The 13,511-nt window shown below is 42.1% G+C and carries 10 protein-coding genes and 1 pseudogene; 5 read left to right on the top strand and 6 right to left on the bottom strand.

Features of this window, described 5'->3' with window-relative positions; genetic code table 11:
* Positions 1 to 185 precede the first annotated feature (185 nt).
* The 3 genes from IM479_RS19975 to IM479_RS19965 all read left to right on the top strand — a co-directional run bounded on the left by IM479_RS19975 (position 186) and on the right by IM479_RS19965 (position 5,381).
* Positions 186 to 1,766, top strand: coding sequence for a photosystem II high light acclimation radical SAM protein (locus IM479_RS19975; RefSeq protein ID WP_287685103.1), 1,581 nt, complete (start codon positions 186 to 188; stop codon positions 1,764 to 1,766).
* Between the two features lie 42 nt (positions 1,767 to 1,808).
* Positions 1,809 to 3,320, top strand: coding sequence for a WD40 repeat domain-containing protein (locus IM479_RS19970; RefSeq protein WP_287685104.1), 1,512 nt, complete (start codon positions 1,809 to 1,811; stop codon positions 3,318 to 3,320).
* A gap of 180 nt (positions 3,321 to 3,500) precedes the next feature.
* On the top strand, positions 3,501 to 5,381 hold the full coding sequence (locus tag IM479_RS19965) for a DNA-directed RNA polymerase subunit gamma (protein ID WP_286826035.1): 1,881 nt from the start codon (positions 3,501 to 3,503) through the stop codon (positions 5,379 to 5,381).
* Positions 5,382 to 5,421: 40 nt separating this feature from the next.
* On the opposite strand, the gene IM479_RS19960 is transcribed toward IM479_RS19965, so the two are convergent.
* The 3 genes from IM479_RS19960 to IM479_RS19950 all read right to left on the bottom strand — a co-directional run bounded on the left by IM479_RS19960 (position 5,422) and on the right by IM479_RS19950 (position 7,569).
* Positions 5,422 to 5,838: a RidA family protein gene (locus IM479_RS19960; protein ID WP_286826036.1), complete on the bottom strand. Its 417-nt coding sequence runs from the start codon at positions 5,836 to 5,838 to the stop codon at positions 5,422 to 5,424.
* 125 nt (positions 5,839 to 5,963) lie between these two features.
* Positions 5,964 to 6,470 (bottom strand): HEPN domain-containing protein, encoded by a 507-nt coding sequence (locus IM479_RS19955; RefSeq protein WP_287685102.1) that lies wholly within the window; start codon positions 6,468 to 6,470, stop codon positions 5,964 to 5,966.
* Complete coding sequence (locus tag IM479_RS19950; RefSeq protein WP_287685101.1) at positions 6,460 to 7,569, bottom strand: DUF262 domain-containing protein; 1,110 nt, start codon at positions 7,567 to 7,569, stop codon at positions 6,460 to 6,462. Before IM479_RS19950 ends, IM479_RS19955 begins: the two co-directional genes overlap by 11 nt.
* A gap of 111 nt (positions 7,570 to 7,680) precedes the next feature.
* Here IM479_RS19950 and IM479_RS19945 point away from each other — a divergent pair.
* Positions 7,681 to 7,817 (top strand): annotated as a pseudogene (locus tag IM479_RS19945) (IS30 family transposase); the annotation flags it as partial.
* Here the strand turns inward: IM479_RS19945 and IM479_RS19940 are convergent.
* The 3 genes from IM479_RS19940 to ileS form a co-directional block, all read right to left on the bottom strand.
* A complete protein-coding gene (locus tag IM479_RS19940) occupies positions 7,815 to 9,038 on the bottom strand; it encodes a ParA family protein (RefSeq protein ID WP_287685100.1) in 1,224 nt (407 codons plus the stop codon). The pseudogene IM479_RS19945 and the gene IM479_RS19940 overlap by 3 nt on opposite strands.
* A 10-nt stretch (positions 9,039 to 9,048) precedes the next feature.
* Positions 9,049 to 9,471 (bottom strand): hypothetical protein, encoded by a 423-nt coding sequence (locus tag IM479_RS19935; protein ID WP_287685099.1) that lies wholly within the window; start codon positions 9,469 to 9,471, stop codon positions 9,049 to 9,051.
* A 103-nt stretch (positions 9,472 to 9,574) separates the two neighbouring features.
* Positions 9,575 to 12,433: an isoleucine--tRNA ligase gene (ileS, locus tag IM479_RS19930; protein ID WP_287685098.1), complete on the bottom strand. Its 2,859-nt coding sequence runs from the start codon at positions 12,431 to 12,433 to the stop codon at positions 9,575 to 9,577.
* A gap of 205 nt (positions 12,434 to 12,638) precedes the next feature.
* Here ileS and IM479_RS19925 point away from each other — a divergent pair, with 205 nt between their 5' ends.
* On the top strand, positions 12,639 to 13,211 hold the full coding sequence (locus IM479_RS19925; protein ID WP_287685097.1) for a Uma2 family endonuclease: 573 nt from the start codon (positions 12,639 to 12,641) through the stop codon (positions 13,209 to 13,211).
* Positions 13,212 to 13,511: the final 300 nt, after the last annotated feature.

Genomic DNA, 13,511 nt, shown 5'->3' with positions numbered 1-13,511 from the left:
CTCAAAATGGACGGGTCGAAAGTGTCAGACTTAAGCAATTAAGCGTTTTTCGCTATCTGCGTCAACCCCGTTGACGCGACCACCCTAAAAAAGTGGCGTGGTGAGGAATCGCCGTCCGTTTTACGGCGGCGAGGATGTCAAATTAAGATTACTCAGAATGCGTCTCCATCCCCTTCAGAAATCCCATGACTCAACCGCAAGCACAACGCATCCTCTACGTTAGACTCCCCTGTAACCCCATTTTCCCCATCGGTGTCGTTTATCTTTCCGACCACGTTCATAAACTATTCCCCGACATCGAACAAAGGATTTTTGACCTTGGTACAGTCCCCCCCTTAGACTTTAACCAAGCCCTCGATCGCTGTGTTGACGAATTTCGGCCTACCCTGCTAGTATTCTCCTGGCGGGATATTCAAATATATGCTCCCGTCGGTGGTCGCGGTGGCAATCCCCTGCAAAACGCCTTTGAATTTTACTACGCTAAAAACCCCCTAATCAAGCTGCGAGGTGCTTTAGGAGGTTTAAAGGTGACAACAGCCTACTACGGCGAATTATGGCGCAATCAGGGACTAATTCGCCGAGGGTTGCAGCGGGCCAAAAAATACCATCCCGAAGCGCGAGTTATCGTCGGGGGTGGTGCCGTCAGTGTTTTCTACGAACAACTAAAAACCAAACTGCCCACAGGAACAATTGTATCAGTGGGAGAAGGGGAAACCCTGCTAGAAAAATTCCTCTCCGGCCGGGACTTTAGCGATGAACGTTGTTATGTCGTCGGAGAAACCACACCCCGGCCGCGTTTAATCCACGAATCCCCCACCCCCTTAGAAAAATCCGCTTGTAACTACGACTATATCGCCAGTATTTGGCCGGAATTTTCCTACTATTTCCAAGAAAACGACTTTTATATCGGGGTACAAACCAAGCGCGGCTGTCCCCATAACTGCTGCTACTGCATCTATACCGTCGTCGAAGGTAAACAAGTACGCATTAATCCAGCAGACGAAGTAGTTAAGGAAATGCGCCAATTATACGACCGCGGCATTCGCAATTTCTGGTTTACCGATGCCCAATTTATCCCCGCCAGAAAATTTATCGACGATGTAGAAGAACTATTAGAAAAAATCCTCGCTGCCGGGATGAAAGATATACGTTGGGCTGCCTATATTCGTGCCGATAATCTCACCCCAAAACTATGCGATTTAATGGTAAAAACAGGCATGAATTACTTTGAAATTGGCATCACCGCTGGCTCTCAGGAATTAGTCCGCAAAATGCGTATGGGCTATAATTTGCGGACAGTTCTGCAAAATTGTCGAGACTTAAAAGCGGCTGGTTTTAATGATCTGGTTTCGGTAAATTATTCCTTTAATGTTATTGATGAAACCCTAGAAACTATTCGTCAAACCATCGCCTATCATCGAGAATTAGAAAATATTTTTGGAGTCGATAAAGTGGAACCAGCCATCTTTTTTATCGGACTACAACCCCACACCCATCTGGAAGAATACGCCCTCAAAAAAGAAATTATTAAACCCGACTACGATCCCATGAGTTTAATGCCCTGGACAGCCAAAAAACTGCTCTGGAATCCTGAACCTTTGGGGTCATTTTTTGGCGAAGTTTGTCTGCAAGCATGGCGACAAAATCCCGATGATTTTGGACGGGAAGTGCTGAAAATTTTGGAAGCAAGACTAGGGAAGGCCGATTTAGAATCCGCTTTAACCGCACCGATAGAAACTAAGGAAAAAGCCTTAACTCCTGCTTAAAAATTAATTTTAGTCAATCCCAAGGCAGCAATTAGCGTTAGCATAAGTCTGAAATCAGGAGATAATAAATTCTTCTTTACCGGTAACTGCAAAATGACCGACCATCGCCCCCATTGGCTAGAATTAGCGGAATATATCGCCCTAGGATTAACCCTGCTTACCCTTATGGCCATGGGTGCGGGGTTTTTGCTTTTATTCCTCCTAGTAGTGACTTTCGGGTTGAATATTCTCAATCGTCTCCGAGAAAGAACCCTGCAACGTCAACGCTTAACTGAGATGACCGGTCAATTACAGAGTCAGTGGGAAGAAGAAAAAGAAGCTTTATCAGCACAAATACAGTCCCTGAGTCCCGCGGTGGCCAGGGATAACGCCCGTGCAGTCGCAGAATTAGAGGAGAATATTCTCGCCCTCGAACAGTCCTACAATCAAATTATTCAATATATCAATCGTAACGCGCTGCTCGAACGCATCGAACATCTGGAAAAATCCTACGGTCGCTTACACAGAGAGATTTTGCCGATTAACGAAGAATCGGCGGATATTAGCGCAACAAAAGCGGAAAATGAGCCACAAATCACCCTACCCGCCCTTAATTTAACTCCCACTTCCCCCCCCGTCGATATACCCCATTGGCACTATTATCGCCGTCTGACCGCCCATCGGGAAATGATCACAGCGATCGCAATTACCGAGGATCAACGGTTTTTAATTAGCGTTAGTTGGGATCGTACCCTAAAAATCTGGGATTTTGCGAGAGGAACCCTGATTAATACGGTTGAAGCTCATGATCAGGGCATTTTAGCCCTAGCAGTCACCAGAAACGGCGATTATCATCTAGCGACGGGAGGATTCGATCAAACCGTTAAATTATGGACTTTAGCCAGCGATGCCAGTAATCTGGAATTAAATCAAATTTTCCTCGGTCATCTCGGTTCGATTCACGGCCTGGATTTTGCCCCCCGTTGGCATTTTTTGGTTAGTGGTAGTTACGATCAAACCCTAAAACAGTGGAATTTAGAGCAGGAAACCGAAGAATTTAGTTCCTATGACAGTCTGGGGGCAATTTATGCCCTAGCAGTGGCTCCTAATCAAGATTTTATCGCCGCAGCTGGAGGTGATGGCACTGTCACCCTCTGGCAATTGGGATCGGGAGCAAAAATCGCCGTCTTATCCGGTAACGTTTCTTCGGTGCAGAGTCTGGCGATCGCTGCCGATGGTCAGATTATTGCCGCCGGTTGTGTGGATGGTACGGTGAAAATCTGGCAATACGACCCGGAGAAAAGCGGTCATTTTGCGCCAATTCGGGTGATCAATGCCCATAATGGTCAGGTGACAAGCTTGCTATTCGCAGAGAAGGGTCAATGGTTATTTACGGGGGGAACCGACGGAGAGATTAAAATCTGGTTAGCCAATTATCAACAGGCGATCGCAACTCTCACCGCCACCAATGAGCGATCATCGCCGATCTCCAGTTTAGTTCTCAGCCCCGATTATTGCCACCTAGCGGCGGCTGCGGCCGACGGCAGCATCACCATCTGGGAAAATATCACTTAATGGTCGATCGAACTAGAAAAATTGTATAATGTAATGTCCCGGACTCGGTCGGGCCAGTTTGACCCAAAGAAAAAGTGACTGAGTTAACTGTCGTTTCTGCCTAATAGTTGTCATCGGGGCATCGAGAACGCGAGAGCGATCGCTTATCCCAGAATCATTACCCATAGTAAAAAATTCAGAATGAAGACTCCAACAGATCAAAGATTTGATTACGTCAAAATCGGTTTAGCGTCCCCCGAGAGAATTCGGCAATGGGGAGAAAGAACCCTACCTAACGGTCAAGTCGTCGGAGAAGTAACCAAACCAGAAACGATCAACTATCGGACTCTCAAACCGGAAATGGATGGGTTATTCTGCGAGAAAATTTTTGGCCCCTCGAAAGACTGGGAATGTTGGTGTGGTAAATACAAACGCGTCCGTCACCGGGGGATTGTCTGTGAACGTTGCGGGGTAGAAGTCACCGAGTCGCGGGTACGTCGTCATCGCATGGGTTTTATCAAATTAGCCGCCCCCGTCACCCACGTTTGGTATCTCAAAGGTATTCCCAGTTATCTCAGTATCCTGCTCGATATGCCCCTGCGGGACGTGGAGCAAATCGTCTATTTTAATGCCTATGTGGTTCTCGATCCGGGTAATGCGAGCAATCTTAGTTATAAACAACTCCTCAGCGAAGATCAATGGTTAGAGATCGAAGAAGAAATCTACGCAGAGGATTCGGAATTAGTCGGTATTGAAGTGGGGATCGGGGCCGAGGCTATCCAAAGACTCTTACAGGAAATTAACCTGGAAGAAGAAGCGGAAAGACTGCGGACGGAAATTGTCGAAAGTAAGGGGCAAAAACGGGCAAAATTAATTAAACGTCTCCGGGTAATCGATAACTTTATCGCCACGGGTTCTCAGGCAGAATGGATGGTTTTAAGCGTAATTCCCGTGATTCCCCCCGATTTACGCCCGATGGTGCAGTTGGACGGCGGCCGTTTTGCCACCTCTGACCTGAACGATCTCTACCGTCGGGTGATTAACCGCAATAACCGTTTATCCCGTCTGCAAGAAATTCTCGCCCCCGAAATTATCGTCCGCAACGAAAAACGGATGTTACAGGAGGCCGTCGATGCTTTAATTGATAACGGTCGTCGTGGTCGCACGGTGGTGGGAGCCAATAATCGCGCCCTGAAGTCTTTATCGGATATTATCGAGGGTAAACAGGGGCGTTTCCGTCAAAATCTCCTCGGTAAACGGGTGGACTATTCGGGACGTTCGGTTATCGTTGTCGGTCCGAAATTGAAGATCTATCAATGCGGTTTACCCAGGGAAATGGCGATCGAATTGTTCCAACCCTTCGTTATCCATCGTTTAATTAAATTAGGCATCGTCAATAATATCAAGGCGGCCAAGAAAATGATCCAACGGGGGGATGTCAACGTTTGGCACGTCTTGGATGAAGTGATCACGGGACACCCGGTGATGTTAAACCGCGCCCCCACCCTGCACCGTTTGGGCATTCAAGCGTTTGAACCGATATTGGTGGAGGGCCGGGCGATTCAGTTACATCCCCTCGTCTGTCCCGCTTTTAACGCTGACTTTGACGGGGACCAAATGGCCGTACATATTCCCCTCTCCCTGGAAGCACAATCGGAAGCGCGCTTATTGATGTTAGCTTGTCATAATATTCTCTCACCGGCGACCGGTCGTCCGATTGTTGCCCCTTCTCAGGATATGGTTTTGGGTTGTTATTATCTCACGGCCGAAAATCCCAAGGCCCAAAAGGGTGGAGGTCGTTATTTCGCCAGCATGGATGACGCTATTCGCTCTTTCGATCAGGGATTGGTGGATCTGCACGCTTCTGTGTGGTTGCGTTTACCGGTCGGAGAAAAGGTGAAAACCAATAAACCCGATGAGGAAGTCCTGGAAACGGAAACTCTCCCCGATGGCAGCATCTGGAAATATTATCGGGAGCGCAAAACCCGCGAGAAGGATGGTCAGATAATTTCCCAGTATGTGCGTACTACTGTAGGGCGAATTATCTACAATAAGACGATTCTAGAAGCTTTGGTGGTCTAGAGAGAGATTGAACTAGGGTGGGCATTGCCCACCTTAATTTTTAGGGTAAAGCGGCAATACATTCTATTTCCACTAGCACATCTTTGGGAAGACGGGCCACCTCCACACAGGCCCGGGCCGGCGCAGTTTCCGGGGGGAAATAACGGGCATAAACTTGATTCATCGCCCCGAAATTGGCTAAATCCGAGAGAAAGACGGTAGTTTTCACCACATTTGACCAATTGGCTCCTGCGGCGGTTAAAATGCCCTCTAGATTGGCCATGACTTGTTCGGTTTGAGCGCTAATTTCCCCGGAGACGATTTCACCCGTGACGGGATCTAGGGGAATTTGTCCCGCAACAAAGAGAAAAGGACCAGTAGCGGCGATCGCTTGATTATAGGGACCCACAGGGGCCGGAGCTTTATCAGTACGGATGACCTGATTATTCATGGGCAGGATAGTTAAAAAAGATAACATTGAATCAATTGAATATTTTCCCAGTTTTTCGAGTGCTTACAGTTAATTTTCGCTGGTTAGGGGGCTTAATTTTGACTGATTGTCTTTGTTGAAGATGCGCTAAAAGCGATCCTGTGAGAAATAAGTCAACAGTTATGACGTTGCAATTCTGCATCTAACTCTGTTAACAAAGCATATATTCTATCAAAATTATATTTAGTTTTAGAAGGAGCGTCATAAGTTGTCAAAGTACCTTTAGTATGAGTATGAGCAGCTTGATTGCGACTTCTCTTTAGATTACCAAGATCACCTTTTAAAGCACTAATTTTACCAGTTGTTTCTAACTGTTCTTCGATTTTTTCTAATGTTGCTAAACCAATAACCATCATCAACATTTTTCTAAAAGCTTCATATTGAAAGTTAGAGTTAGGCTTAATAATCTCGTCTTTGATGAATTTTTGGTTAGCTTCGGACTGTAAGCATCGTTTAGCACATCTTAAAACTATATCATCCATAGTTTCCTCGATCCAGCCACATAATTCTATAAGAGCTAGTTTAGAATAAGAAGAAGTTTTTTGATCATCAGCTGTAGGGTCATTATAGAGTTGATCAAGCCAGTTTAACGTCTTGAGTAAATAATCTTTAGTAACCATTACCAGTAGATGAAAAAATTTTGATAGATGTATTAATTCTCTCTAAAGCCTTATCTTTTTGATAAATACCACCAGCTAAATTTTTAGTCAAAAATGGTTCAGATTTTATTAATCTAGAATACTTGTCTTGTAATTCACTATTGGAGAGATTGACTAAAGTATCTAAATTCTTGGCAACTCCTAAGAGAATTCCCTCAGCAATAACTTTACTGGTTTTGAGAGGTTCCTTTTTGAAGATTTTATCATAAATCAAGTTAACAGTTTGCTTAAATAATTGATCTTTATCTTGAATAAAATCTTCATTAGCAAATCTATGTTTATACATATAATCATTTAAAAATCTGGTCAATTTCCCCTTGTAGTTCTGGCATCCATCATAAAAAGCAAAGAAACGAAGCACTAATTCTTCATCTTCAAATCGAGATGCTTTTTTCTGCTTTCGATCCATCAGCAAAAGCCAGTTTTCATATTGAGCGCATTCTTTTAAAAAAGTATTAAACTCGCCATTATAGATACAATTTCTGATCTCCTGATTATTGAGTTTTACTCCACCGGTATTTAAGCGATGGAAAATGGTAAAAATATAATTATTATGAGCTTTTTTGCTGGAGTCGTAGCGAATCACGGTGATGGGAATAGTCATATTTTCTACGCGTTCATATAATTCTTCATGCTGAGTTTTTATTTCTTCAACTGTTTTTCCAGAAATAGACGAATCTACATCGGGTAATTTTGATAGCTTCCAATCTTCAGTAGTTAAAAATTTGACGATGGTACTAATTCGTTGTAATCCATCAATGATATAGCGTTTATCTGTCTTATAGTCAAGACTAATACACATACTCGGAATCGGTAACTGTTTCATTAAACTATCAATAAAACGAGTTTGTTGTGGTTCAGTCCACACCACATCTCTTTGAAAATCTGGATCGATAACCAATTGTTTTTTTTGATACATTCTAACTAGATCAGAGCAGGAACGCTGCTCATTATAAGCAATAATATCTACAGGAGGAAAATCCACATCATCTTCTTCCTCTAGATACTTTTCTTCTTCGGCTGCTAGTAATTTCTCTTCTTGACTGAGATAATTAACCATAATTTTTTTCCCTCCTAATATCTATAAAATCTCTAAAAAAGGCTCATCAGGTATTGTCCGATCAATACAACAACAAATCAGACCCAAAAACGAAGCCACTAACATCTTAACATAGAACAAAGAAACTTGCTCTACCAACTTGGTCAAGAGGGAAATTTATCTCAACGGCAAATAGCAGCTGGGATGTCATCAAAGCACGACCAAAGCGAGAATTAAGAAGGAATCAAGGTTCCCTCAGATGCTATCTACTGAAAATTGGTATCTTCATCGATTAAGTTAGCAATGCGAGTATAATAATCCAGTAATCCAGTGACAGGATAGCGGTCTGCTAGAGCGATCGAGGGAATATAAGGTATGATTAGATAGTCTTCTGAATCTATATCTAAATCATGATCAGTAGTTTCATCTATATCTATATCTATATCTCTATTTTTGTCAATATCCTTTTGTAAAATTTGCCAAGCATGAGTAACTTTAGTTATTCCCGTATCACTTAAATCAGGAACGGGTGAAAAAACAAAATTAAGCGAAAGTCGGCCAAAAGAAGTCAAAGATTTCAAAACAAGCTCGATTCCTTTTTGATTTTGTTCGTTAGGAAATAAAAAAATAATTGCTTCGTTGGCTGCCTGTAGTAAAGATAAAGCTCCCCATTCATTGATTCCAGTACACGAATCTACTAAGATAAGATCAGGTTTTAACTGATTTTGAATCTCTCGACTAAAAGTTGACCAGAGTGTTTCCCCATTATCGAGAATTGTTGTTGCTCGCAGATCATCAACTTTAGCAATGTAATCAAGACTCAAATAACCCGCAGGAACAATAAATAGTCTTCCCGTCGCATCGGGAATATTAACTTCTCCAAATATTTTAGTGATATTAATCTTTGCTTCTACACCTTCTGGTAAATAGGATTTTTCATAAAAATAGTCCACAATTCCGTATTCCGGTAAGGGATTTAAGGGAAAAGCTGTGCTTAACCCCGGTGCTTCTAAATCCAAGTCAACAGCTACTACTTTACGACCTCGCATCGCTAAAATCCAAGCAACATGAATTAAAGCAGTTGTCCTACCTACTCCCCCTTTAAAAGAATAAAAAGTTACGGTTCTAGGAAGACAAAGTTCGGGAGAAGACGGTGATTGATTTTGTGGATTAGCTGACCACAAGGCTAAATCCTGCCAAGTGTGAATTGATTTTGCGTCCAGAAGTTGTGGAGCTTTTAGATCGAGAGAGGCTGCCTCCTGAATAGTATATAAAGATATAAAACCTAAAGATTTATGCTGTTGTCCTATGTCATTTTTAACTGCTTCTATTCGCTGAGTTGTTGATAAATTTTCAAACCTATCACTGACGATAGTTATATTCAAAAGTCCAGCAGTAGATACATTAAGATCAACCCATTCTTGTGCTTCTTTTTGAACATATATATCTGTTAATTTTTGTTTCAGTGATCTTAACCAAGTTTCTGACATAACTATCTCCTCAAAGTTGAGTAGCTTGTTTATGAAGCCATTGTTTCAGACCTGTATAAGCTGATAACCACTCTTTGTATTTATCGTCATTCGGTTCACTGCTGGAATAACGCATATCTATAAAATTTTGACTAGGGGTTTCTACTATATTAATCCATTTTATCACCTCTGGAAATTTTTGAACTCTCGAATAGAGACGATTATGACTTCTTAGAGCAGCTGTCAAACTGTGACCCGGATTAGTTATGGTATGTCCAGGGTTATTGGACTTAGTTTTCCATTCTTTATTGGATACCGAAGCTAAGATCATAGATTTCAGCAAACATTCGATCGTAATACCTCCAAAGTGCATAGCAGCTATTTTCCTATTAGATTTACAAAGTATTTCTGTATCTTGATGACGTTGTAAAAAAGCTGATTGGTAATCTTCCATCCCTAATTATCTATTCCCTAGAGTTAATACCTGTGAATAAGTTTTTAGCTGAGGATTAAACAAGGGTACTTTATTAAAAAATAAAGCACCCTTTTAATTTAACTTAGAACTCTCCTTTTAAAGCGGCATTACAGCGCTCACAAATAGTGGGATCATCGGCAAATTTTCCCACTTGAGTGGAATAATTCCAACAGCGATCGCATTTTTCGCCGTCTGCTTTGACAATTCCCACCGAAACAAAGTCCGATTCTCCCTTATATTCTGCGGTTTGAATCGCGCTAATATCACTAACTAATTCCACTTGAGAAGAGAGAAATAGATAACGCAATTCATCGACTTTATTCCCCGTTAAACTATCACAATTGTTGAATAATTCTAACTCCTGTTGTAAGGTTTCATCGGGAACATAAAGTAAAACTTTTGCCTCTAAAGAAGCACCGATCGCTTTATCATTTCTGGCAGTTTCCATCACCTTATTAACTTCGGTGCGTAGCTGACGTAATTTCGCCCATTTATCGGCCAATTCGCGATTATTCCAAGCAGGATCGATGTTTAGCCATCCTGACTCAAACACCGATAAATAAGGAGTTTTGTAGGGGAGAAATTGCCAGATATCTTCCGCTAGATGAGACAGGACAGGAGCGATCGCTTTAGCGAGATTTTCTAAAGCAATAGCATAGACTGTTTGACAACTGCGACGACGGAAAGAATTAGGATCAGAAATGTATAAACGATCCTTAGCGATGTCGATATAAAAGTTAGATAAATCGACAACACAAAAATTCTGTACCGTCTGGAAAAAGCGGAAAAATTGGAAACTTTCAAAAGCTGCCGTTACTTCTGTAAACACTTCCGAGATACGATGTAACATATAGCGATCGATCTCTGGTAGATTTTTATAAGCTACCGCATCTTTAACGGGATCAAAATCATTTAAACTCCCCAGTAAAAACCGAGCAGTATTACGGATTTTATTACGGATATCTACCAACTGTTTAAGAATATTTTGACCAATATTCACATCATTGGTATAGTCCACCGAGGACACCCATAACCGAATCACATCCACCCCATAAGCGGGTTCTTTTTTCTGGTCTTTACCACCATTAATGATCACATTAGGATCGATGACATTACCCAGAGATTTACTCATTTTTCGTCCCTGTTCATCCAAAACAAAACCGTGAGTTAACACCGTTTTATAGGGAGCAATACCATTAGCAGCGACACTGGTTAATAAACTCGATTGAAACCATCCCCGATGCTGATCCGATCCTTCTAGATACATATCCGCAGGATAACTTAATTCTGGTCGAGCATTAGCCACTGCATTCCAACTAGAACCAGAATCAAACCACACATCCATAGTATCCATTCCCTTGCGATAACTGCGACCATTATCGCGATAACTGGGAGGTAATAATTCCTCTACGGATAACTCCCACCAAGCATTAGAACCCTTGACTGCGAAGATAGCTTGAACGTGATTAATCGTCTCCTCATTTAACAGAGGTTCATTCGTTTCTTCGTCATAAAAAACAGGAATAGGAACCCCCCAACTGCGCTGACGAGAGATACACCAATCGCTTCTTTCACTGACCATAGAAGTGATGCGATTCTTACCCGTTGCAGGAATCCAACGCACCGAATCAATCGCTTCTAAAGCTAATTCTCGGAATCCTTCCACAGAAGCAAACCATTGTTCTGTTGCGCGGAAAATTGTCGGTTTTTTGGTTCTCCAATCGTAGGGATATTTATGCTGGTATGCTTCCTCTTTCAGTAACGCACCCTTTTCTGTCAGTGCTAAAATGATTGCTTCATTGGCATCTTTCAAGACATTTAAACCCGCAAATTGTCCCGCTTCTGCGGTGAAATTTCCCTTATCATCGACAGGAGAAAGTATCGGTAAACCGTAACGTTGGCCGACGATATAATCCTCCTGACCATGACCGGGAGCAGTATGAACTAATCCAGTGCCGGAATCGGTGGTGACATAATCCCCACCGATGAGAATAGCACTTTCTCTGTCAAACAAAGGATGACGATATTTAGTATGTTCTAATTCCAGACCTTTAACCGTTGCTTTAATCGTCAAAGTCCGGTTAAAAGTGTCGGCCAATTTTTCGACTAAATCCGTCGCTACAATTAGATAATTAGACTCGCTAGTTTCCACCACTGAATAGTTTAATTCTGGGTTTAATGCGACGGCCAAATTCCCGGGTAAAGTCCAGGGAGTAGTCGTCCAGATAGCGACGGATAAATTAGGCAAAAATGGCCTTAAAACCGGGGTTGAAACTGACGTAATCGGAAAAGCAACATAGACACTGCGGGAAGTGTGACCTTCGGGATATTCTAATTCTGCCTCAGCTAAAGCGGTTTGAGAACTGGGACTCCAGTGAACCGGTTTTAGTCCCCGATAAATATAACCTTTCAGGGCCATTTTTCCGAATACGGCAATTTGAGCGGCCTCGTATTCAGGTTGTAGGGTTAAATAGGGATTTTCCCAGTCTCCCCAGACTCCATACCTTTTGAAACCTTCACACTGTTCTTTTTGCGTTTGAAGGGCAAAATCGTGGGCTTTCTGACGTAATTTCAAAGGGGTTAGACCCTCTTTTTCCGAGCTTTTGAGACTTTGTAAAACCTTCAGTTCGATCGGCAACCCGTGACAATCCCAACCCGGCACATAGCGCACTTTGTAGCCTTGCAGCAGTTTATATTTATTGATAATGTCTTTGAGAATTTTATTTAAAGCATGACCGATATGCAGAGACCCGTTAGCGTAGGGTGGTCCATCGTGGAGAATAAATAATTCTTTGGGGTTATTTTGCGCTAATTTCTCATATATTTGCTCATCTTGCCAGAATTTCTGGATTTCTGGCTCACGTTTGCTGGCATTTGCTCGCATATCAAAGTCAGTTTGGGGCAAATTAACGGTATCTTTGTAACTTTTAGCGTTGGACATTCTGGCAAACCTATGGATATCAATCGTTTTCGGGATTCATTCCTAAATAACGTCCCTTTGAGAGTCGTTATTTCTATTTTGTCACTTGTAATATTTATATTACAAGTGACAATCATTGATCTATTAGTCTACCGAGATTGAGTCCAAGAGCAATGATTCCGAAAGGCTATAATTTAGTTATTCGAGAATAGGGAGCATGAGGACCATGGTGACGAATCCTAATTTTTTTTATGTCTCTCCAGAAGTGTATCTAGAAGGGGAAAGAGTCAGTCCGATCAAGCACGAGTACCGAAAAGGACGGATTTATGCGATGGTAGGGGCAAAAAAGCCGCATATTGTCTTAAATACTAATCTAGCCACTTTATTGAATATCCATCTCGATGATAGTCCCTGTCTTGTTCTCACTTCCGATATCAAAGTCCGGTTAGAGGAGGCAAATTGTTATTATTATCCCGATATTGCGGTGGTTTGTGACGAGAGAGAGATTAACAATACCGATGATTTTATTCTCTATCCCGTTCTGATTATTGAAGTATTATCGAAATCTACGGAATCCTTTGATAGGGGTGATAAATTTAGTGATTATCAAACCTGTCCCACCTTAAAAGAATACATTCTTATCCATCAAAACCAGATGAAAATCGAATGTCACCGTCGCGAGGATTCGGGAATCTGGAAAGAACAGATCTATGAAGCCGGAGATGAGGTAGAATTTACCAGTGTAGGATTCCGGGGATCGATCGCTTCTATCTATCGCAAAGTCCCCGGTTTGGTATGATTACAATTCTTTTTTGACAGCGCACTTTTATGTCCCTAGGGATAGGGGTATATCTGTCTCCCTTTGCCTAAAAACCGAGATGATCAAGCATTTAATTCTATTTATCAAACCTGTAGGAAGTTTTCGTTTTGGGTAGCTGTTCGTCAATACCAAATTAGGTTATCGAAAATTTGGGTTAAAACCCCGTCGTTTTACGACGGCTTTAAGCTACAATGGAAAAAGCGATAACCAAGCTAAAAACTGAACCTTGACAACAGATAGTAGGGGGTTTCGTTCAGAAAAGACTTCAAATTCGGCCTT

It is taken from the genome of Microcystis sp. M165S2 (genome assembly GCF_020245885.1).
In the GTDB taxonomy this organism is placed as follows: domain Bacteria; phylum Cyanobacteriota; class Cyanobacteriia; order Cyanobacteriales; family Microcystaceae; genus Microcystis.
This window is presented reverse-complemented; position numbering and strand designations above follow the sequence as displayed.

Coding starts and splice junctions, on each gene's coding strand:
- IM479_RS19975 (WP_287685103.1), top strand. CDS start 186: ATGACTCAACCGCAAGCACAACGCATCCTCTACGTTAGACTCCCCTGT.
- IM479_RS19965 (WP_286826035.1), top strand. CDS start 3,501: ATGAAGACTCCAACAGATCAAAGATTTGATTACGTCAAAATCGGTTTA.
- IM479_RS19960 (WP_286826036.1), bottom strand. CDS start 5,838: ATGTTATCTTTTTTAACTATCCTGCCCATGAATAATCAGGTCATCCGT.
- IM479_RS19955 (WP_287685102.1), bottom strand. CDS start 6,470: ATGGTTACTAAAGATTATTTACTCAAGACGTTAAACTGGCTTGATCAA.
- IM479_RS19950 (WP_287685101.1), bottom strand. CDS start 7,569: ATGGTTAATTATCTCAGTCAAGAAGAGAAATTACTAGCAGCCGAAGAA.
- IM479_RS19940 (WP_287685100.1), bottom strand. CDS start 9,038: ATGTCAGAAACTTGGTTAAGATCACTGAAACAAAAATTAACAGATATA.
- IM479_RS19935 (WP_287685099.1), bottom strand. CDS start 9,471: ATGGAAGATTACCAATCAGCTTTTTTACAACGTCATCAAGATACAGAA.
- ileS (WP_287685098.1), bottom strand. CDS start 12,433: ATGTCCAACGCTAAAAGTTACAAAGATACCGTTAATTTGCCCCAAACT.
- IM479_RS19925 (WP_287685097.1), top strand. CDS start 12,639: ATGGTGACGAATCCTAATTTTTTTTATGTCTCTCCAGAAGTGTATCTA.